13 protein-coding genes and 7 pseudogenes are annotated in these 21,278 nt (G+C 48.5%); 5 read left to right on the top strand and 15 right to left on the bottom strand.

Annotated elements, in window-relative coordinates; translation table 11 throughout:
* Window positions 1–439 (bottom strand): annotated as a pseudogene (locus DZ54_RS24110) (BCCT family transporter); the annotation flags it as partial.
* 314 nt (window positions 440–753) lie between these two features.
* A pseudogene (locus DZ54_RS19865) lies at window positions 754–2,363 on the bottom strand (BCCT family transporter).
* Between the two features lie 634 nt (window positions 2,364–2,997).
* Between DZ54_RS19865 and DZ54_RS19860 the strand changes: the two are divergent.
* Window positions 2,998–4,222: pseudogene (locus tag DZ54_RS19860) on the top strand (NupC/NupG family nucleoside CNT transporter).
* 120 nt (window positions 4,223–4,342) lie between these two features.
* Window positions 4,343–5,026 (top strand): pyrimidine 5'-nucleotidase, encoded by a 684-nt coding sequence (gene yjjG / locus DZ54_RS0107170; RefSeq protein WP_025673580.1) that lies wholly within the window; start codon window positions 4,343–4,345, stop codon window positions 5,024–5,026.
* Window positions 5,027–5,136: 110 nt separating this feature from the next.
* Here yjjG and DZ54_RS19855 read toward each other — a convergent pair whose 3' ends face one another.
* On the bottom strand, window positions 5,137–5,442 hold the full coding sequence (locus tag DZ54_RS19855; protein WP_025739316.1) for a hypothetical protein: 306 nt from the start codon (window positions 5,440–5,442) through the stop codon (window positions 5,137–5,139).
* Between the two features lie 413 nt (window positions 5,443–5,855).
* Between DZ54_RS19855 and DZ54_RS0107155 the strand changes: the two genes are divergently transcribed.
* On the top strand, window positions 5,856–6,353 hold the full coding sequence (locus DZ54_RS0107155; protein ID WP_025673578.1) for a fasciclin domain-containing protein: 498 nt from the start codon (window positions 5,856–5,858) through the stop codon (window positions 6,351–6,353).
* A 100-nt stretch (window positions 6,354–6,453) separates the two neighbouring features.
* On the opposite strand, the pseudogene choV reads toward DZ54_RS0107155, so the two are convergent.
* From choV to DZ54_RS0107110, 9 genes and pseudogenes are all read right to left on the bottom strand, one after another.
* A pseudogene (gene choV, locus DZ54_RS19850) lies at window positions 6,454–7,655 on the bottom strand (choline ABC transporter ATP-binding protein).
* A 9-nt stretch (window positions 7,656–7,664) separates the two neighbouring features.
* Window positions 7,665–8,506 (bottom strand): annotated as a pseudogene (choW, locus tag DZ54_RS19845) (choline ABC transporter permease subunit).
* A gap of 54 nt (window positions 8,507–8,560) precedes the next feature.
* Complete coding sequence (locus tag DZ54_RS0107140) at window positions 8,561–9,520, bottom strand: choline ABC transporter substrate-binding protein (protein WP_025673577.1); 960 nt, start codon at window positions 9,518–9,520, stop codon at window positions 8,561–8,563.
* A 44-nt stretch (window positions 9,521–9,564) separates the two neighbouring features.
* Window positions 9,565–11,266: pseudogene (gene betA / locus DZ54_RS19840) on the bottom strand (choline dehydrogenase).
* 13 nt (window positions 11,267–11,279) lie between these two features.
* Window positions 11,280–12,746, bottom strand: coding sequence for a betaine-aldehyde dehydrogenase (gene betB, locus DZ54_RS0107130; protein WP_025673576.1), 1,467 nt, complete (start codon window positions 12,744–12,746; stop codon window positions 11,280–11,282).
* 70 nt (window positions 12,747–12,816) lie between these two features.
* Window positions 12,817–13,419 (bottom strand): transcriptional regulator BetI, encoded by a 603-nt coding sequence (gene betI / locus DZ54_RS0107125; protein ID WP_025673575.1) that lies wholly within the window; start codon window positions 13,417–13,419, stop codon window positions 12,817–12,819.
* 630 nt (window positions 13,420–14,049) lie between these two features.
* Entirely contained in the window at window positions 14,050–15,048 is a 999-nt protein-coding gene (cydB, locus tag DZ54_RS0107120; protein ID WP_037353852.1) for a cytochrome d ubiquinol oxidase subunit II, read from the bottom strand.
* On the bottom strand, window positions 15,045–16,394 hold the full coding sequence (locus tag DZ54_RS0107115) for a cytochrome ubiquinol oxidase subunit I (protein ID WP_025673573.1): 1,350 nt from the start codon (window positions 16,392–16,394) through the stop codon (window positions 15,045–15,047). The genes cydB and DZ54_RS0107115 overlap by 4 nt, the downstream gene beginning before the upstream one ends.
* Before the next feature lie 18 nt (window positions 16,395–16,412).
* Entirely contained in the window at window positions 16,413–16,976 is a 564-nt protein-coding gene (locus tag DZ54_RS0107110; protein ID WP_021022513.1) for a GbsR/MarR family transcriptional regulator, read from the bottom strand.
* Window positions 16,977–17,416: 440 nt separating this feature from the next.
* On the opposite strand from DZ54_RS0107110, the gene DZ54_RS27680 reads away from it, so the two are divergent.
* Both DZ54_RS27680 and DZ54_RS0107100 read left to right on the top strand, forming a co-directional pair.
* Entirely contained in the window at window positions 17,417–18,712 is a 1,296-nt protein-coding gene (locus DZ54_RS27680) for a methyl-accepting chemotaxis protein (RefSeq protein ID WP_025673572.1), read from the top strand.
* Window positions 18,713–19,007: 295 nt separating this feature from the next.
* The gene (locus tag DZ54_RS0107100; RefSeq protein ID WP_025673571.1) at window positions 19,008–19,484 is read left to right on the top strand and encodes a Dps family protein; all 477 of its coding nucleotides are present in this window, start codon (window positions 19,008–19,010) and stop codon (window positions 19,482–19,484) included.
* A 40-nt stretch (window positions 19,485–19,524) separates the two neighbouring features.
* Here DZ54_RS0107100 and DZ54_RS0107095 read toward each other — a convergent pair whose 3' ends face one another.
* From DZ54_RS0107095 to DZ54_RS25890, 3 genes and pseudogenes are all read right to left on the bottom strand, one after another.
* The gene (locus DZ54_RS0107095) at window positions 19,525–20,379 is read right to left on the bottom strand and encodes a DUF2861 family protein (RefSeq protein WP_025673570.1); all 855 of its coding nucleotides are present in this window, start codon (window positions 20,377–20,379) and stop codon (window positions 19,525–19,527) included.
* A gap of 2 nt (window positions 20,380–20,381) precedes the next feature.
* A complete protein-coding gene (locus tag DZ54_RS0107090; protein ID WP_025673569.1) occupies window positions 20,382–21,026 on the bottom strand; it encodes a response regulator transcription factor in 645 nt (214 codons plus the stop codon).
* Window positions 21,023–21,121: pseudogene (locus DZ54_RS25890) on the bottom strand (ATP-binding protein); the annotation flags it as partial. The gene DZ54_RS0107090 and the pseudogene DZ54_RS25890, both read right to left, overlap by 4 nt.
* Window positions 21,122–21,278 lie beyond the last annotated feature (157 nt).

The following is a 21,278-nucleotide window of genomic DNA, read 5'->3' as shown; positions in this document are numbered from 1 at the left end:
GTTAACGGCTCAGACACACCATAGAACATCAAGCCAATGCCCATCCCGGCGGCAAACAGCATCGCAAACCAGCCAGCGTAACCGTAATCCGGTTTGGCCTCAGTACCACCCAGCCGCACCTTGCCGAGTGGTGAGACAATCAGCACTAAGCAGGCGATGACGAATACGTTACCGGTTAAAAGAAAGAACCAATCTAGATTACCCGTCAACCAAGCACGCATTTGCTCGAAAATGGGGCCATTTGGTCTTGGAAAGCCAACGTCACAAATACGAAAGCCATAATTACCAACCCCGCCACCATAAATACGCGGTTATGAATATCAAAGCCAAACGGGCCAAATTTGAGGGCAACGTTATCCTGACCGACCTGATAATCAGTGTCGATCGGGTTCACCTTCCCGTCAGGTGTCATCATATCTTCATGGCTTTTATCGCTCACACGTGAACTCCTTAATCCGTCTACTCGGAAACCTGTCATTGTTGCTGGGCGCCGTCTTGGTAACACTCGATATTGAGGTGAAATTAAATGCGCGAAAGGGAGCAATGACAGAAAAGTCAGTAAGAGTACCACACAAGATGAATAGGTGAATGAGAACAGGGCGAGCTTGGTCAATGTTTAACCACACCATACATCTTCGCCTCGGGGGACGGACATTGGCGACAAAAGGTGCTGAAAAAAGAGGGCAATAAAAAAAGAGGCAACGCGTGGTGCGCTGCCTCTCATCATCGACTACGTTAACGGTGTTTCGCTAATTAGCCACGCGGCTCTGACATCAAACCTTTAAACAAGGAGACAGTCGCGACCAACAGCACAATCGTGAACGGGAAGCCTGTCGACACGGCCATCGCTTGCAAGGCCACCAAACCACCGCCGAGAATGAGCGCAACGGCAACCAAGCCCTCGAAAGACGCCCAGAAAACACGCTGTGGCACAGGGACATTCACTTTACCACCCGCGGAAATGGTATCGATAACCAGTGAACCCGAGTCAGACGAGGTCACAAAGAAGACCATCACCAGGATAATACCGATAAATGACGTGATTGCAGCCAAGGGTAAACCATCCAGCATCGCAAACAGCTGGAGCGATAGCTCTGCATCGGCAACAGCTGTATAGTCGTTAAGGAACTGACTAATCGCGGTGCCACCAAAGGCGGTCATCCAGAGCACACAGGCGGCTGAAGGGATAATCAACACACAGGTGATGAACTCACGGACGGTACGACCACGTGAAACACGCGCAATAAACATACCCACAAATGGGGACCAAGAAATCCACCATGCCCAGTAGAAGGATGTCCAGCCTGGGTAAAGTTCGCATCTTCACGGCCAAACGGCATAGACAGCGCTGGGAGGTTCTGCAGATAGGTACCGAGGTTACCAAAGAAGCCGGTTAAGATGGCAATCGTGGGTCCCACGGCAATCACAAACACCAGTAGCAACAGTGCCAAAATCATGTTGATTTCAGACAGGCGCTTCACCCCTTTGTCCACCCCTGCAACAACCGATAAGATCGCTGCGGCGGTAATGCCCATGACCAACAGGACTTCGGTGGTATCACCCAAAGGCGTGTCAAATAGGAAGTGTAGACCGGCAGACGCCTGTGATGCCCCTAGCCCCAGAGAGGTGGCAAGACCAAACAAGGTGGCAATGATAGCAAGAATATCAATGACGTGACCGGTCCAGCCCCAAATGCGCTCACCGAAGATCGGATAGAAGACCGAACGCATTGTCAGTGGCAAGCCTTTGTTATAGGCAAACAAGGCCAAACCCAGTGCGAGTACCGCGTAAATAGCCCATGGGTGCAGGCCCCAGTGGAAAATAGTGGCAGACATACCCAGGCGACGAGCCGCTTCAGCATCCCCTGCTGCCGCACCCAAAGGCGCCCAATCGGTACGAATACCATCGGCACCGGTTGCCGTGCCACCTAACGCAGTTTGAAAGTGCGTCAAGGGCTCAGACACGCCATAGAACATCAAGCCAATGCCCATACCGGCCGCAAAAAGCATCGCGAACCAGCCAGCATAGCCGTAATCCGGTTTGGCCTCAGTCCCGCCGAGCCGCACTTTACCCAGTGGTGACACCACTAATACTAGACAGGCAACAACAAAAATATTACCCGCAGAAAGGAAGAACCAGTCTAGGTTAGAGGTTAGCCATCCACGTAGATCCCCAAAAACAGGACCGATTTGGTTTTGAAATGCCAGGGTGACAAAAATAAAGGCCAAAATTGCCAGCCCAGAAATCATAAATACTCGGTTGTGAATATCAAAACCAAACGGGCCGAGTTTTAGCGCTACGTTATCCTGACCGACCTGATAGTCAGTATCGATCGGGTTAACCTTCCCGTCTGGTGTCATCATATCTTCATGGCTTTTATCGCTCACGAGTTAACTCCTTAGTCCGTTTATTCGGAAGCCTGTGAGTGTTGGTGGTGAGCCCATTATTTATTGATGTTTAAGCCATCTTTAACATCAATAAAAGACCAGTCATCACCACACAGTCCGCTACATTAACACATCTCGAAAAAAATTTAATTAGGGGCCTAACCAAATGTTTATTTTGTGACCACCCACTAAGAAAAAACTTCCCCGAATCCGGCGTTTTTACTTGCTCAGCGAGTTATTTGAACTCTTTATTTCAGAACTATAAACAATCGTGTCATTAAGGAAATAGCGTCATCAATAACTTTATGCAAATCATAGTCGGATTTTATCCGGGATGCCCATGAAAAATAGACACACTGACCATAAATACTTTTGATGTAACGCAATCTTCGCTCACAAATTCAAAAAGAAAGCATGGGCCACGACACATTTTTTACTGAGCCGTCACGCATTTTTTACGTGCCATAACACGTTGGTTATCAAGATTGATACGATTGCAATAAAGTGAAAACAAAAAGCACAAAAAGTGACTCTTGTCACATTATAAAAACCGCGTACAATACCGCCGCAATCGTTTTCCATCCTAAGTTTAACGTTTGCGGAGCTTACCATGCAGTTAGGCATTGGCCTTTTGGGGATTAGTGTCCTCTTCCTTATCGCGGTTGTCTTTTCGGAAAATCGCCAAGCGATTAATTGGCGGACCGTTGGCGGTGCCTTTCTCATTCAGCTTGTCTTCGCTGGCTTTATTATCTCTGTCCCGGTGGGTCAACAGCTACTCGCCTCAGCATCTGGGGTCGTCTCTTCTATCATCAGTTACGGTGATATCGGTGCCGAATTTTTGTTTGGTGATCTCGCTAAGTTCAAGCTGGGCTTTATATTTGCTTTTAATGTATTACCGACGATTGTCTTTTTCTCCGCATTAATCGCCGTGCTCTACCACCTCGGTATTATGACTTGGGTGATCCGATTGATTGGTGGAGCACTTCGCCGCATGCTTGGCACCTCTCGTACCGAATCTATGTCTGCTACTGCCAATATCTTTGTCGGCTCTGTCGAAGCCCCGCTGGTTGTGAGGCCTTTTTTAGCCACCATGACACGCTCTGAGTTGTTCGCCGTTATGGTGGGGGGTTTAGCCTCTGTTGCCGGCGGTACCATGGTTGGCTACGCCGGCTTAGGGGTAGAAATGAAATATTTGATCGCCGCTGCCTTTATGTCTGCCCCGGCAGGATTGATGATGGCGAAAATTATGGTACCGCAAACCGAAACGCCAATGAGTCATGCACAAACGCAAGCGCTAGAAGAGGATCAGGACAAACCCGTTAACTTGATTGATGCAGGCACGCAGGGCGCCTTAAGCGGTTTACAGATTGCGATGGCAGTAGGTGCCAGCTTATTGGCTGTGATCAGTATGATCGCGCTTATCAATGGTGGACTCGCCAAACTGGAGGGGTTGCTCGACATGCCGCAACTGAGCTTAGAATGGATTTTTGGTTATCTTTTCGCCCCTATCGCATGGCTCATTGGTATCCCCATGGCAGGAAGCCATGACAGCCGGTACCTTGATTGGTAAAAAGATCGCAGTCAATGAGTTTGTTGCATTTGCTGACTTTATGGAGATGAAAGCGCACTTATCAGCGCATAGCCAAGCCATTGTCACCTTTGCTCTATGTGGCTTTGCCAATTTGACCTCGATAGCGATGTTAATGGGCGGCTTAGGGGGGATTGTGCCTGAGCGTCGCGGTGATATTGCGACCTTGGGAATGCGTGCTATTCTGGCGGCGACACTGGCTAACCTGATGAGCGCGACCTTGGCTGGACTATACCTTTCTCTTTAACGTCGCGTTACTGTTTCGTGATTGTTTCTCGCCATGGACGGGGAGTCTCTGATGAACGCTCGATGGCAAGCCGCTAATTCTGTTACACTCTTTTTACTCCACATTAAGAGAGTTAGATAGATGCGATATCCTTGGGTGCTTTTTGATGCAGATGAAACCCTCTTCCACTTCGATGCATATGCGGGTCTTCAGCGACTTTTCTCTCATTACGATGTCGACTTTGATCGTCACGCCTTTGCTGAATACTCGGCCTATAATCAGCCGTTATGGGTGAAATATCAAGATGGCGAGATTGACGCGCACACGCTACAAACCGAACGTTTCACGCGTTGGGGACAGCGTCTTAACGTCGCCCCTGCCACATTGAACCAAGGTTTCTTAGAGGCGATGGCCGATATTTGTCAGCCGCTTTCGGGTGCGCACGATCTCATTAGTGCGATAAAGCCCCATGCACATATTGGTATCATTACTAACGGATTTACCGCTCTTCAAGATATCCGCTTAGAAAAAACCGGATTGAAGCCTGCGATTTCAACCTTGGTGATATCGGAGCAAGTGGGGATCGCCAAACCGGATCCTCGGATCTTTGAACATGCCTTTGAAAAGATGGGTAATCCCCCCAAGGAGAAAATCTTAATGGTGGGTGACAATCCACATTCTGATGTGCTGGGTGGCATGCGTGCCGGGATTGATACATGCTGGCTTAATACCGATAACACCCCGGTACCAGAAGGCATTACACCAACCCATCAAGTTGGGTCGCTCTTTGATCTAAAAGCATGGTTGATCCAAAAACGTGATTGACCTAAAAACGTAGTTGACCTAAAAGGCATAAAAAAAGAGAGCGCTATGCTCTCTTTTTTGTGCTCTATGATTCATGGTCAGTATTATCCATAATGGATCATGAACAATGCTTAGCTGTGATCGCCACGTACAAAGGCTGCTTTTTCAGCGTGCTGGCCTTGGTCTGTGCTGGCCACATAGTTGACTGAGCGGCTGTTCTGATTTTGTGCGTGAATAAATACACGACCAGATTCGTCAGTGACTTTCGCATCCATACCAGATTCGCTTGTCACTTTTGCACCTTGAACCGCTTGACCTTGCTCGGTGACGGAGACCCAAGCACCACCTTCAGCTGGGGTGACATCGAGGTTTAAACCACCAGCCATTACAGAGGTTGAGGCGAACGTTAGGGCGAAGATTGCTGCAAGTTTTTTCATGGTTATTTCCTCTTTCGTATCGGGTTGGCTGCTATTAAACGCCAACATCGCGGATGATTTGTCACCTCACTGTCTCTATTTTGAAAACAGATTTCTTTGCTCAGCCATCATACTTTCAACCTATCGACAGCGTGTTCGCGTTGCTGCGTTAGAACAAACATGAGATTACGCCGACAAAAGTGTGCGGACAATCACAATTATACGAATGAGTTGTTCGAAAAATTTCACATGAATATCAGCGCAATCAGGCGTAAAAGAGGGAATCGTGGCCAAAAATGTCTTGGGCGTTGTGATCGGCTTCATCTTTCCCTTCGTTTTCTACAAGGCAGTAAGTTAATCATTCCCGGGGAGTCACCAAGCGTTTGCAATGCTGCATCGCCGTTATGGTGGGGAACAAAATGAAAGGGAGAATAATGATGTTAAAGCACACGATGACCACATTTGCAGTCATTGCCACATTCCTCGCAGGTATGGGCTCCGCGGTCGCTGCTCACCACAAAGGTGAACATGATATTGTTGACACTGCGATGAAAAATGATGACTTTTCAACATTAGTCGCAGCAGTAAAATCCGCGGATCTGGTTGGTACATTGAAAGGTGATGGCCCCTTTACCGTATTTGCGCCGACCAATGCTGCCTTTGATAAGCTCCCAAACGGCACCGTAGAAACCCTACTGAAGCCAGAAAATAAAGACAAGTTAACAGATATTCTCACTTATCATGTTGTCCCAGGCAAGGTCACAGCCGAGCAAGTCATGGGTATGTCGTCGGCAACCACGGTGCAAGGTAGCGACGTGATGATCAAAGTCTCTTACGGTGATGTGAAAGTGGACAATGCGACCGTGGTCAAACCCGATATCATGGCCTCCAATGGCGTCATTCACGTGATCGATACCGTGATCATGCCGTAATATTGATTCGGTTATTAACAAATACCACTGTGATAAGAAAAAAGCCTGCTCGAGAGCAGGCCTTTTTGTATGGCTAGATATGGGGCTGACTCGTGGTGAGTTATGCCGCTTCGTCTGCGTCTTTTTTCTGAAACTTGCCCAGTAAGGCATGATAAAAATCATGATCAGAAAGCGTCCCGAGCAACTCGCCATTTTCGACCAGCAATACAGGCGTATTGGTGTTATAGCGAATTTCAATCGCGTCACGCATCTCAATATCAGGAGAGGCCACCACAATGGTATTATCACCAACTTGTGAGAAGTCCAGAATATCTTTCTTCCATTCCGCCACACGCAATGGTTCATTGCCCGCGGTCGCAGAGAACGTACCATCTTGCTCAGCTGTAACCCAGATTTCACGACGATCACAGATTTTCCACCGATTCTCAACGTGCGTTAAGTTATCAACCGTCTTCATCATTGAGCGCCCTTTCAGGACATTCAATGGGTTAGTATGGGCCACAAAGTCACGGACGTAGTCAGTTTCTGGACGCAACACAATATCTTCCGGCTTACCATGCTGGATCAATTGGCCAGATTCCATGATCGCAATGTTGTTACCAATTTTAAGCGCTTCATCCAAGTCGTGACTGACGAATAAAATGGTTTTATTCAACTTTTTCTGGATTTCTAACAGCTCATCTTGTAATTGAGCACGGATCAGCGGATCAAGCGCCGAGAAAGGCTCATCCATCAGCAGTATATCGCTGTCCATGGCAAAAGCGCGCGCTAAACCAACACGCTGTTGCATACCACCAGAGAGCTCATGGGGATACTGGTTTGCCCACTCACCCAAGCTAACTAATTCCAGTTTTTCAAGCGCTTGCTTGCGGCGTTCTTTTTTGCTGAACCCTTTCATTTCCAAGCCAAACGCCACATTGTCGACAACCGTCATCCAGGGCATTAAGGCGAACTTTTGAAACACCATAGAAGCTCGATTTGTACGCAAGTGACGCAATGTTTGCGAATCAACGTTCGCCATATCGACCATTTGGTCACCGTCACGGACTTCGAGGCTACCACGCTGATAGGGTTTAAGCCGTTGACTGCACGGAGTAAACTTGATTTACCTGAGCCTGATAAGCCCATAAGTACACAAATCTCGCCTTCCTTGACGTTGAGAGAGACGTTGTCGACACCGACAACTTGTCCGGTTTGCTCAATGATTTCTGACCGAGAAAGGCCTTTATCCAACAGATCAAGTGCTGGCTGTACGTTATCGCCAAACACCACATCTAAATTTTTAATTGCGATTGCGTCCATGGTTCCCCCTTATTCATTGCCTTGGTTAGGTGCTTTACACAAGCGGTCAAGAATGATGGCGACCAATACAATCGCGAGACCCGCTTCAAACCCTTGAGAAATGTTCACTGTATTGAGTGCACGGACAACCGGTTTACCCAGACCATCAGCCCCCACCAGCGCAGCGATAACCACCATCGACAGCGACAACATAATACACTGAGTCACACCGGTCATAATGCTTGGCAATGCCGCCGGGAGTTCCACCTTAAACAACAACTTCATGCGAGTGGCACCAAATGCACGCCCCGCCTCGACCAACTCTTCAGGCACACGCGTGATCCCGAGATACGTCAGGCGGATTGGCGATGCGATGGCAAAGATAATGGTCGAAATAAGCCCCGGTACAATCCCTAACCCAAACAACACTAGCGTTGGGATGAGATACACAAACGGTGGCACGGTTTGCATTAAATCGAGCAATGGCCGCATAAAGGTATATACCAAAGGCCGGTGCGCCGCCATGATCCCCAGCGGTATGCCAATTAATACGGAAATCGTTGTCGCGGCAAAAACCAGAACAAAGGTTTCCAGCATCTCTTGCCAGTAGCCCAGGTTGAGGATCAACAAGAGCGCACTCACAACAAAGATAACGATAGAAATTCGACGTTGCAGATACCAAGCAAGGGCTGCGGTCATGAGTATCGGGCCAGCGGCTGGCATCCATTTAAAAATGTCGACCAGTAGCGTAATGATGGTATCTAAGCTGATTGAAATCGCATCAAAAAACCCGCGGCGTTCATGGTCAACCAATCAACACCGTTCTCCATCCATTGACCGAGTGGGATTTTGTTATCTGTAATAATATTCACAATAAAACCTTAGGGGCGGCGTTCACACCGCCCTCTCCTCTACACTTTTTATGGTTACGCTTCAGTCTTTTTTAGATATTCAGTGACCGCTTCAACGGCGTCTTTACCGTCAACAGTGGTGACACCGTCTAGCCACTTTTTCAACACACTAGGGTTGTTACGTAGCCACTCACGTGCCGCCATTTGTGGCTTCTCACCGTCGTTAAGGATTTTGCCCATCATTTCGTTTTCCATCTTGAGGCTAAACTCAAGATTCTCGAGCATTTGACCCACGTTCGCACACTGTTCTACGTAACCACTACGTACATTGGTATGCACGGTTGCGCCGCCATAGTTCGGGCCGAAATACTCATCGGCGCCAGACAGATACTTCATATCGAAATTGCTGTTCATTGGGTGCGGGGCCCAGCCGAGGAAGGCAACCCATTTGTCACGACGAACGGCACGTGAGACTTGCGAAATCATGCCCGCTTCACTGGACTCAATCAGGCGGAAATCACCCAGATCAAAATCGTCCGTGTCGATCATTTTTTGAATTTGCGTGTTGCCATCGTTACCGGGCTCAATGCCATAAATGCGTGAGTCAAACTTGTCAGCATATTCCGCGATATCTGCGACACTCTTCACACCGGCATCGTACACATATTTAGGCACAGCCAAGGTATATTTCGCCCCCGTCAGGTTAGCGCGAACGCTATCGACGGTGCCATTATCAAGATACTTCTTGATGTCGCCTGTCTGTGTTGGCATCCAGTTACCGAGGAATACGTCGATGTCGCCCGACGCCATTGAAGAGAAGGTCACAGGCAGTGACAGTAAATCTGTCTCTGTGGTGTAGCCCATACCTTTCAGCACTTCCGTGGTGATAGCCGTCGTTGAGGTGACGTCTGTCCAACCGATATCCGAGAAACGCACGGTTTCGCACTGATTCGCTGCAGCGCCGAATGCCATCATTGAGCTCAGGCCAACCGCAGTCATCAGCGTTTTGGTGGTTTTACGTTTATTCATTGACATCTTAGTTTCCTTGTAATGCTTACTGATTAGTTTCTAGTGCGTGCTCACCCTTGGGTGACATCATCACTCTGCGCGTTTTGATTGCGTTGCTTGTCTTGCCACTCAGCCGCAATCCATACTGGCACCTGCTCGGCAGGCAAGAGTGACTTTTCAAGAATCATGTCAGCGGCGCGCTCCGCTACCATGATGGTTGGAGCATTCAGGTTGCCGTTAAGGATCGTCGGAAAAACCGAGGAGTCCACCACGCGCAACCCTTGAATGCCACGCACACGGCACTGCTCATCGAGCACCGCCATCGCGTCGTCTTCCGCACCCATTTTGCAGGTGCACGATGGGTGATAAGCGCTTTCCACGTTCTCTTTCACCCAACGATCAATCGCTTCATCCGACTGAACATCTTTACCCGGCTGGATCTCATCGCCTCGGAATGTATCCATCGCGTTTTGATCCATGATTTCACGCGTCAAGCGAATGGTGTCACGCCAATCTTGGCGGTCTTGCTCAGTGGTAATGTAGTTAAACAAGATCGCCGGCTTAGCATGTGGATCGGCAGATTTAATCCGAACGTAACCGCGACTTTCCGGCTTATTCGGTCCAACATGCACCTGGAAACCATGGCCATCAAACGCGGCTTTGCCGTCATAGCGCATCGCCGCAGGCAAAAAGTGATATTGCACGTTTGGCCACTTCAATCCTTCGCGTGAGCGAATAAAGGCGCACGATTCAAAGTGGTTTGTTGCGCCTAAGCCTTTGCGAGTAAGGATCCACTCAGTGCCAATCATGCCTTTGCTGATAAGGTCCAGCTTGCTGTTAAGCGTGATCGGTTGCTTACAGTGGAACTGGAAATATACCTCGAGGTGGTCCTGTAAGTTTTCACCCACGCCTGGTAGTTCGTGCTGAACATCAACACCTGCGCTTTCAAGCACCTCACGTGAACCAATCCCTGAGAGCTGCAGTAGCTGAGGAGAGCCGACAGAACCCGCACTGGAGATAACTTCTTTATCCGCCATGGCGTGTTCAATGTTGCCACCCTTTTCAAACTCCACGCCGACAGCACGTTTACCTTCTAATAAGATGCGACGGGTCACTACGCCCTTTTTCAAGGTCAGATTGTCACGCTTTAATGCACGACGTAGATACGCGTTCGAGGTTGAAGCTCGTACACCCTTGTCGACGGTCATGTGCATTGGGCCAAAGCCTTCTTGCTGATACCCGTTGTAATCTTTAGTTTCTGGATAGCCAGCTTCTACCCCTGCATCAATAAAGGCTTGATACAGCGGTTTAAGTTTCTATGTCGTTGCCGTTGCAAGTGCCGACAGGGCCGTTACCCCCACGGTAGGTATCTGCGCCGCCAGACCAGGTTTCTGCACGCTTAAAGTAGGGCAAGCAGCTCGCGTAATCCCAGCCATTAGCACCCTGTTCAACCCATTCTTCATAGTCACAAGCGTGACCGCGGACATAGACCATGCCATTAATCGATGAGCTGCCACCGAGCACTTTACCGCGAGGGCAATGAAGTTCACGTCCATCAAGGCCTGGTTCCGGCAATGATTCGAACTGCCAGGCATAACGCTTGGTGTTCATAGGAATCGACAAAGCGGTCGGCATTTGGATAAAAATACTCTTATCGGTACCGCCCGCTTCAAGCAGTAGCACTTGATGTTGGCCAGATTCGGTCAGCCGATCGGCCAATGCGCAGCCGGCCGAACCCGCGCCGACGATAATATAATCGTAGCGTTGTGACATATTGGTCGCTCCGTTAGAAATTAGGCGTAAGGCTGGCGAAATCGCCAAGCTCAATCAGGACGCTTTTAGTTTGGGTATAGTGTGTGAGGGTTTCGACACCATTCTCACGACCGACGCCTGATTGCTTGTAGCCACCGACTGGCATTTCTGCTGGTGAATCACCCCAGGTGTTAACCCAGCAAATACCCGCTTCAAGCTGATGAATAATGCGGTGAGCACGCGATAGGTTTTGGGTAAAGATACCTGCCGCTAGGCCATAGTGTGTGTTATTAGCACGGGCAACGACTTCTTCCTCATTAGAGAAACGCAATACCGACATCACGGGGCCAAAGATTTCTTCACGAACGTGCGCCATGCTGTCATCACAGTCAGTAAAGATGGTTGGCGCCACAAAGTTCCCCTTATCCAGGCCATTTTCAGTGACGCGGTAACCACCGGTCAGCAAGGTTGCGCCGCTTGCTTTCGCTGTTTCAATCGCCGTCATCACCTTATTAAGGTGTTCGGTCGAGATCAGCGCACCAACTTGGGTGTTCATATCGGTTGGATCACCGATAACGAGCTTGTCTGTCCGCGCTTTCAGTTGCTCAACGAAGGCGTCATAAATACTATCGTGAACAAATACACGAGTGCCGTGCGTACACACTTCGCCTTGGGTATAGAAGTTAGCGACCATGGCTGCCGATACCGCATTATCCAGATCCGCATCATCAAACACGATACAAGGTGATTTACCACCTAGCTCCATGGTGACTGACTTCAGCGTTTTAGCTGCATCACCCATCACGGTTTTGCCTGTCCCAACTTCACCGGTAAACGAGACTTTGGCAATCTCTGGATGTGCAGTCAGCATTTGACCGACGCGATAATCACCTTGCACCACGTTAAATACGCCAGCAGGCATACCCGCTTCGGCAAAGATTTCTGCCAGTTTAAGCGCTGTTAACGGTGTTTCCTCAGACGGCTTAAATACCATCGCGTTACCCGCAGCCAATGCTGGCGCTGACTTCCACATCGCAATTTGGATCGGATAGTTCCAAGCGCCGATGCCCGCACACACGCCCAGAGGTTCACGGCGGGTGTAGAAGAATTGGTTTTCCGAGAGCGGTTGCTGCTCACCCTGCATAGAAGGTACCAAGTTGGCAAAGTACTCAATCGCATCCGCACCGGTCACTACATCCACTTCGACCGCTTCTTGTAGCGGTTTACCCGTATCGAGCACTTCCAGCATGGCAAGCTCATCGTTACGTTCACGCAACAGTGCAACCGCTTTAAGTAGGATGCGGCTACGCTCCATCGCCGTCATACGCGACCATACGGCAAAGCCTTGCTTTGCAGCATCGACCGCAGCTTGTACATCGTCTGCCGAAGCTTGATCGATCTGCGCGATCGTCTCACCCGTTGCTGGGTTGACGGTGGCAAAGTGCTCGCCACTGGTAGCGGTGGTAAGTTGGCCATTAATAAAAAGCGTTTTCGCGTTCATATTTAATCCTGAATTCTTTTGTGTTCGAGTGTATATGTCAGGCGTTTTTCGGCCTTAGCTCTTTTGCGCCTTAGCTCTGAGGACGACCATAAAAGGTCAGTTGCTTATCTAAATAATCATTGATAATGGTCCGAGCGTTGTTGGCATCAATACCTTTAGGGTTCAATGCACCACGCAACCAAATACCATCGATCAACGCCGCAATCCCCTGAGCGACCATCGCCGCCTGCTCAAGCGGCAGTAGTGCGCGCAGTTCAATGCGCAAATGCGACAGCAGGCGCTTTTCGTTCACCCGTTGTAAACGGTATAACTCATTGTCATGCATGGCATACGACCAGAACGCTAACCAAGTTTTAACCACATCAGACTTGGCCTGAAACCCTTCAAAGTTGGCGTTAATGATCGCGTTGATGCGCGCCTGATGGTGATAACGTGGGATTTCACGCAATGCGCCAATCACCGTTGCTGACAGCTCACGTAATACCACGCGCATGGTTTCTTCTAGCAAGCCATGCTTACCACCAAAATAGTGGTTAATAATGCCTGTTGATACGCCGGCTTCTTTACTAATCAAAGAAATCGTGGCCGCATGCAGCCCCACTCGACCAATGACCGTCATGGTGGCTTTAACCAGCTGCGGTTTCCGTACTTCCGGCATCCCTACCTTAGGCATTACGTCTCCATTCGTTTTTTTAATTGAACGATTAGTTAAATATAATCTTACACGCTAATCATTAGATCTCAAACATTATTTTTAACCAATTTGCTACACCCCACCCTACGAAAAAACAGTCAGATAAAGTAAAAACAATGATTTAAGTCAATTTTAGCCATGCTCGAACGGCACCTAATCGTTTGTACTGATAGTAGTATTTATAACCGGATCGAGCAAAAAGACACCTAAAATATCGCTATCCATGACAAGTGTTAAGGGCCATAAACAAGAAAAGGACAAATGATTAAGCCTCAGGAATCGGCACGGACTCCACCATTGAAACACCTTAAAAGCCCCTAATGTCGACAAAAAAGGCTTTTTTCGCCGATTTTAAACAAAAAATAACAACAAAAGTGGTTTGGACTACCTAAACCTTATTTCATGAACAAAAGAAAAATGCGGCTTTGCCTGGATAGGCTGAAGACGCAATTCAACGAGATGTAATATTTAATGCAAAGAATGTTTAGGGTAACAACCTTTTTCTGGGCTTATCGCAAGCACATGGAGATAGGCCAATTACATAAAAAAGCACCCAGCCCATCTTGTGATGGTCTGGGTGCTCATAAAAGACGGTTAGCAATAAAGAGGTTACTCGTAGTTGAGATCCGTCGCTTTACCGGAGAACACGCGATAGACAAACACGGTGTACAAGAAGATCATCGGCAACACAAACATGGCACCGTAGCCCACAATCAATAAGGTGCCTGGTGCACTCGCTGCCTCTTGTGCTGTCATGACCCCAGGCACGATGTCCGGGAAGAAACTATAGGCTAAGCCAAAAAAGCTCAGTGCGAACAGAAATATCGCGCCAATGAAAGGGAATTGATACCCCACATCATTTTCAACCGGCACATGACGTAAATACCGGTCTACCAACACCATAATCGCCAGACACACTAACGGGACAGGCGCGAGTAGCAAGATCTCAGGAAAACCAAACCAACGCGCGGCAACCGTTTCACTTACCAGTGGGTTGACAATGCTGATTGCTAATACCCCCAATGCCGCTAACCAACCACCGCGACGTGACCATTTGGCCGCCCGCTTTTGCAAGTCGCCCTCGGTTTTCATCACCAGCCAAGTGCCGCCAATATAGATGTAAGCCGCGGTCACACACAGGCCGCTTAATAGGGCAAACAAATAAGACCCAATGCTCTCATCAAATGCCAACACATAACGACCAATCATATAGCCTTGGGTCATGGCGGCAATGAAGGAACCGGCTTTAAAGCAACGATCCCATAAATCCTTACGCTCGGGCCGCACCTTGGCGCGGAAATCAAAGGAGACCCCACGCAAGATTAACCCCGCTAACATCACTGAGGTCGGCAAATATAACTCAGTCAAAATCAAGCTATGCGCACTCGGGAATGCAATCAACAAAATACCAACCGCCAGCACTAGCCAAGTCTCGTTAGCATCCCAGAAAGGACCAATCGATGCGATCATGCGATCGCGCTGTGCCTGATTACAGCTCGGGAGCAACATGCCAACCCCGAGGTCGTAGCCATCTAATACGGCATACATAAAGACCGTAAAGCCAAAGAGCAATAGATATATTTCAGGTAAATGCGGCGTGATAATCATACGTTCACCTCTTTAGTTGACTGCGCGGTGTTTGCGTCGTCAGATTGATACTCTGGCAAACGTTTTTTCGCCAAGAAGAACAAGGTACGAATATAGGCCACCATCAACACGGCATAGAGCGTGAGATAGATGGTTAATGAAATCCCCACATTGGCACTGGCGACTGTCGTCACCGCATCCGCCGTCTTCAATACCCCTTGCACGAGCCAGGGCTGACGACCAATCTCAGTGACATACCACCCCGACAACGTGGCTACCCATCCCGAGAAGGTCATCGCCACGAGACCCATCAGGTGCCATTTAGGCATCGGCTGGTTTCGCCACACACGATAGGTGGTGTACCAGCTCACCAACAACATCAGCATACCCACGCCCACCATGATTCGGAAACCAAAGAAGAGTGGTTTGACCGGTGGATGATAATCAAAGCTGTCCAGCCCTTTAATCTCTCCATCGAGTTTGTGGGTAAGAATTAGGCTCGCCAAGTTTGGAACCCCGACTTCATAGTCGTTTGAGCGTGTTTCTTCGTTAGGTACCGCGAAAAGCAGTAATGGCGCGCCTTGTTCGGTTTCCCACACCCCTTCCATCGCGGCAATTTTTTGTGGTTGATGCTCTAGGGTGTTCAGCCCGTGCATATCGCCGATAAAGATTTGCAATGGGATCAAGATAGCGGCCGCCGTAATCCCCACTTTCAATGGCTTGTCTGACACACCGGATGCCGGTGATTTCAATTTCTGATAGGCGGAAATACCGGCAATCAAGAAAGATGCGGTCAAACCAGAGGCCAGCAACATATGACTTAAGCGATATGGCATGGATGGGTTAAAAATGACCTCAAACCAGCTGGTTGGGTGAACCACTCCTTCAATGATCTCGAAGCCGGTTGGTGTGTGCATCCAGCTATTCAGCACCAGAATCCAGAAAGCGGAAATCGTGGTACCAATCGCCACCAGTAAGGTCGCCAGCGTATGCACCCAGTTAGGGACGCGGTTTTTACCGAATAACATCACACCGAGGAAGGTTGCTTCCATGAAGAAAGCCGTCATCACCTCGTAGCCTAATAAAGGACCGGCGATGTTCCCCACTTTTTCCATAAAGCCCGGCCAATTAGTGCCAAACTGGAAACTCATGGTGATACCCGAGACCACCCCAAGTGCAAAGGTCAGCGCAAACACCTTGACCCAGAAATAATAGGTGTCGAGCCAAATTTGCTCACCCGTGCGATTGTGTCTGAATTTGAAAAACACCAGCATCCATCCGAGTGCAATCGTGATGGTGGGAAAAAGGATATGGAAGCTGATGTTGGCCGCAAACTGCATTCGCGACAACATTAATGTATCTAACATGACATTACCCTCAGGACGTTACTTACCCGATTCTTCGTTGGACTTGCTGTGAAACAATTTGCCCGACAGCTCAAGAAGTCGACCGACGCTGCTACCCAGCTTCATCAAATTTTTCAGATGCTCAGGTTTCATTTGCTGCACATCATCAAACCAATGGTTGAACAGCTCCAAAAGATCGTGGATCTCATGTAACTGCGTCACCGCGTGACTGTCTGCGTCGTCTTCGCTTCGCATAAAATGTGAACGCAACATGGATAAGGTGGGGTCGACTTCTCGCTTTTTCCTTTCAGCAAGCACCTGCTGCGCCAACTCCCAGATAGTGCCATTGGGCACGAAGTAATCCTTTCTATCTCCGGGGGTACGCTGTGAACGGATCAAATTCCAGCCTTGCAACTCTTTGGTTGCCATACTGACGTTGCCTCGAGATATGTTGAGTGCAGACACAATGTCGTCAGCACTTAAGGGATGTTCGCTTAGCACAATCAGCGCTAGCATTTCACCGACTGAGCGATTAAAGCCCCAACGGCTTCCCATCTCACCAAAGTGCATTACGACGTTGCGTAATTCTTGTGACAACTCCATTTTTGATCTCCCTCACAGTGCGTCTGAGGGATAATACGGAGTTTCTTTGTGTGGGATCAATGAAAATTTGGAATTTTCAGAAATTATTGAAAATAGAAAAGGGCTTTGGTTACAAGCTGTGAGGATGCTTTATGAAAATGTTACACAAGAAGTCCTGTTAACATGATCTCAATCACAAAGAATACGTAATAACTCTGGGTAAAGAAAGTAAGATGACACATACAGACACACAATTATTATGTTTTTAACCATCACCCAAAGCAGCAAAAACCGCAGGCTACGCTAGATTCCATGGTGACATGAAGGAAAAAATCAAACTCAAAAAACGTTGCACTCTATACTAAGTCTATGTGCGTCACTAAATCTATGTGCGTCAACCTTTTACACAACACGTTGAATACGCTCACCTCTGAGCAATGGACAAAAGGAAGTTTGCTGTCATGTTCAAAAAGACGCAGCGAGAATTGGACACCTGCCAAGCGGAAAAAGCCGCGCTCCAAGCGGAGCTCGATGCCATTAATACACATATTGCGACCATCACCTTTACACCTGACGGCATCATTACCAGCGTAAACGATAAATTCCTCAGTATTATTGGTTACAGCCATGATGAGGTTATCGGCCAGCATCACCGCGCGGTTTGTTTCGACGACACCGTTAATGACCCAAGTTATCGACAATTTTGGCAATCACTGGCGCAAGGTAAGCCACGAAAAGGCGTATTTCGTCGCCGCCATCAGCAAGGACAGGAAATCTGGATGGAAGCGACTTATGTGCCCATCACAGATAGCAGCGGCAAAGTGGTTAGCGTTCGCAAATTGGCAGCTGATGTCACCAAACAACACAAAGAAAGTTTGCGACAACAATCTATTCTGGCTGCTATCGATCGTTCATTGGCGGTGATTGAATTTGAACCTGACGGAACCATTGTGCGTGCCAACGATAATTTCCTCGCCGCAGTGGGCTATCAAGCACGAGAAATTGCAGGCCAGCATCATGAGATATTTTGTGATCATGCGTTTTACGAAGATAATCCAAACTTCTGGGCATCGCTAGCGAGCGGCCAATTCACGTCTGGCCAATACTTGCGCCGTGATAAATATGGCAATGAAGTTTGGCTAGAAGCCACGTATAACCCTGTTTTTGATACACAAGGAAACGTTTATCGCGTGATCAAGTTCGCGACAGCAGTTACCGATACAGTGAAAAAAAATCAAGCCGTTAATCAAGCAGCAGAGCTTGCTCAAGCATCATCAGAGCAAACGCTCAAACATAGCGAAAATGGCAGTGCGCTATTACAAGAAGCCGTTCAGCTCTCACAAAACGTCACCGACCAAGCCGTTGAAGCCTCCAATCAGGTTAATCAGCTCAGTGAGCATGCACAGAGCATTGAAAATATCGTCACCACCATCAAACAAATCGCTGAACAAACTAACTTGCTCGCACTCAATGCCGCGATAGAAGCGGCGCGCGCGGGAGAGCAAGGACGTGGGTTTGCGGTTGTGGCGGATGAAGTACGAGGCCTGTCTCAGCGCACCAGTAAATCCACCACTGAAATCGCCGATGTGGTCGATGAGAACCTGCAACTCATCAAAGGGGTAAGCGACGCGATGGAAAGAGTCACTGAACAATCCTCGCTCGGACAGGAAAAAGTCACCGCCGCCGACACTGTCATGAGTGATATCCATGCAGGGGCAGAAGAAGTCTCGAACACGGTGGGTCACTTGACGCTTTAACAACTCCACTGGCTTTCACCACTCGAGACGAAAATAGGCTCGCATAGTTAATCTAGCTGCCCACCTTCCAACCATGGCGGTGGGTATCATTCCTCTTTCTACCTAGTTTTGTATTACGGTACATCGACCACTCCATAGGTTCACCCTATCAGGCATATCGGTTAACTCCATTTTCCTTTTTTATATCGGTAGGTTATTCTATCTATATCAGATTGGACAACACGGTTTTCAGTATTCGATTCTCGCGATAACGCGACGATTGAACACATTGATTTTGCCACAAAGGAGGCATTAGATGAGTAAACAATCAACATTGATCGGGTTAGACAGCACCAAGGCCGCCGATCTAGCAGCACGCCTAGATACGCTATTAGCAAACTACCAAGTGCTGTACACCAATGTGCGTGGTTTTCACTGGAACATCAAAGGCGGCGACTTCTTCGAGCTGCATGTTAAATTTGAAGAGATCTACACGGATCTTCAAACCAAAATCGATGAAGTAGCTGAGCGTATTCTAACCATTGGTGGTACCGCAGAGCACCGCTTCAGTGAGTATTTGAAAATCAGTGAAATCAAAGAACACGCACCAGAGGCGAACGGCCAAGCTGGTCTACGCGCCATTGTTGACGGATTTAGTGTATTGATTAGCCTACAACGTGACATTATGGGTCTTGCCGGTGATGCGGGCGATGAAGGTACATCTGCACTGATGAGCGATTACATCCGCGAACAAGAAAAACTGCTTTGGATGTTCAACGCGTACCTGAACTAATTACCTGTTCGATAACGTAAAAATAGCCCGCTTTGTCGGGCTATTTTTTATGCGCCTCCGGTAAAGGCAAGGCTAGCCGTTCGACATAATTCACTTTGATAGCGCCTTGGTACTCAAAATGCGTCACGATCGCGCTTAAGTGTTCCGATTTAGCGGGACGTTTAACGGGGAGCGAGACCTTCATCGGGCTCGGCGTGTTTTCCTCGCTACTTGTCACATAAATTGGCGTTTGCTCGATCCAGCGGTACGCATCATCTACACATAGCCAATAAGCGGCTGCCGGTGCACAGCTGGTTGGCGTGTTCGGCAAATCAACCGTTAATTGTTGATCGGGATGCCCGATAAGTTTCACCCAAGGGCGCCGCGGTAATCCGTAAACGATCAAGCTGTAGTGTTGCCCACCTAAACGCAGTTCGTAGACGCCTGGATCCACTTGCGTAAAAAGTTGTCCTGATTCAAGTTCTTGAAATCCAGTTTGGGCGCCTAATATTTCACTAATCACCGTCTGACCCTTGGGATCGGTGAGCGTCACCAAGGTTGAACGTGAGACATGTTCAGCCGATAGCTTGATCTCATAACCCAGGCTTGATGCGCCCGCGCGTCGCACAAAAGAAACCGTGAGTCCTTGCGGGATATCCTTACCGTTGGGCTCAGTCAACTGCTGGCCACAATCTGTTTGATTGATAATCGCGTGCTTTATCTTAGCCCAGTGTTCAGTCGGTATTGGCTGCTGAGACAACGCAAAAATAAGCTCCTGCCAAGCAACAGTGGGCCTGTCGGCCAACAATGCTTGATAGGTTTCTTGCATCGGTGTTTTAGGAATCCACGCTTGTTCAGCGCGGACATTAACGCTGAGTAGCATGCATACTATCACCAGTAAACGATAACCACACATCTTCACAACGCCACCAATCGATAGCCCACACCCCGGTGCGTTTCAATCGCCAAGTCGGGCAGTTTTTGTCGTAACCGCAACACATGATTATCCACAGTGCGTGTGGTAGGAAACGCTTGATAGCCCCATATCTTGTTAAGAAGCTCTTCGCGATGAAAAACACGCCCTTGGTTTTGTAATAACAATAATAACAGGTCAAATTCTTTTGGTTTCAACATCACGGTTTCATTCTGCCAATAAACATTCCGCGATCCCGGTTCAACCTTGATAGGCCCATACAAGAGCTGGCTTTCGCCTAAAGGCCGAAGCTGAGCATAAATTCGCGCGAGTAACTCTTGATGTGAAAAGGGTTTAACCACGTAGTCTTTTGCCCCTGCCATTAATCCCTCGACCCGCTGCTCTACGTCGATTTTCGCGGTCAGTACAATAACCGGTAGCGCTTTTAGGGAAAGCCAGTGAGGAAGCTGAGTCAAACTATCACCGTCGGCAAGTTGCCGATCTAAGATAACGAGATCAGCATGAAACCAGTGCTTCTCTACCTTATGACTCTCTGTCAGCCAAGTACATTGGAAACCGTGGCTTTCGAAAAACTGGCGCAGTCCCTCACCCAGCAAGGTATCATCCTCGACCAATAGCAAATGACTCATTGAGGTAACTCCAATATACAACAGGTGGGATGGCGTTTAATCAAGAGCTTCCCCCTCATTTGGCGCATCAACCGCGCCACCAAGAATAGTCCAATCCTGATGGCTCCCCACTTCTTACATAGAATAATCAGTGAGATAGGATAAAAAAGGTAGTCAGATCCATGATAATCGGCGATTATGGGTCACTACAACACAAAAAGCGCCAACCACCAACTGAATCATAGCCAGTATTCTACACTCTTTTTTCCTGTA

It is taken from the genome of Salinivibrio socompensis S35 (assembly GCF_000513715.1).
GTDB lineage: Bacteria > Pseudomonadota > Gammaproteobacteria > Enterobacterales > Vibrionaceae > Salinivibrio > Salinivibrio socompensis.
This window is presented reverse-complemented; position numbering and strand designations above follow the sequence as displayed.

Coding starts and splice junctions, on each gene's coding strand:
- betI (WP_025673575.1), bottom strand. CDS start 13,419: ATGCCTAAGGTAGGGATGCCGGAAGTACGGAAACCGCAGCTGGTTAAA.
- betB (WP_025673576.1), bottom strand. CDS start 12,746: ATGAACGCGAAAACGCTTTTTATTAATGGCCAACTTACCACCGCTACC.
- DZ54_RS0107110 (WP_021022513.1), bottom strand. CDS start 16,976: ATGGAGTTGTCACAAGAATTACGCAACGTCGTAATGCACTTTGGTGAG.
- DZ54_RS27680 (WP_025673572.1), top strand. CDS start 17,417: ATGTTCAAAAAGACGCAGCGAGAATTGGACACCTGCCAAGCGGAAAAA.
- DZ54_RS0107095 (WP_025673570.1), bottom strand. CDS start 20,379: ATGTGTGGTTATCGTTTACTGGTGATAGTATGCATGCTACTCAGCGTT.
- DZ54_RS0107115 (WP_025673573.1), bottom strand. CDS start 16,394: ATGTTAGATACATTAATGTTGTCGCGAATGCAGTTTGCGGCCAACATC.
- DZ54_RS0107140 (WP_025673577.1), bottom strand. CDS start 9,520: ATGTCAATGAATAAACGTAAAACCACCAAAACGCTGATGACTGCGGTT.
- DZ54_RS0107155 (WP_025673578.1), top strand. CDS start 5,856: ATGATGTTAAAGCACACGATGACCACATTTGCAGTCATTGCCACATTC.
- DZ54_RS0107100 (WP_025673571.1), top strand. CDS start 19,008: ATGAGTAAACAATCAACATTGATCGGGTTAGACAGCACCAAGGCCGCC.
- DZ54_RS19855 (WP_025739316.1), bottom strand. CDS start 5,442: ATGAAAAAACTTGCAGCAATCTTCGCCCTAACGTTCGCCTCAACCTCT.
- DZ54_RS0107090 (WP_025673569.1), bottom strand. CDS start 21,026: ATGAGTCATTTGCTATTGGTCGAGGATGATACCTTGCTGGGTGAGGGA.
- cydB (WP_037353852.1), bottom strand. CDS start 15,048: ATGATTATCACGCCGCATTTACCTGAAATATATCTATTGCTCTTTGGC.
- yjjG (WP_025673580.1), top strand. CDS start 4,343: ATGCGATATCCTTGGGTGCTTTTTGATGCAGATGAAACCCTCTTCCAC.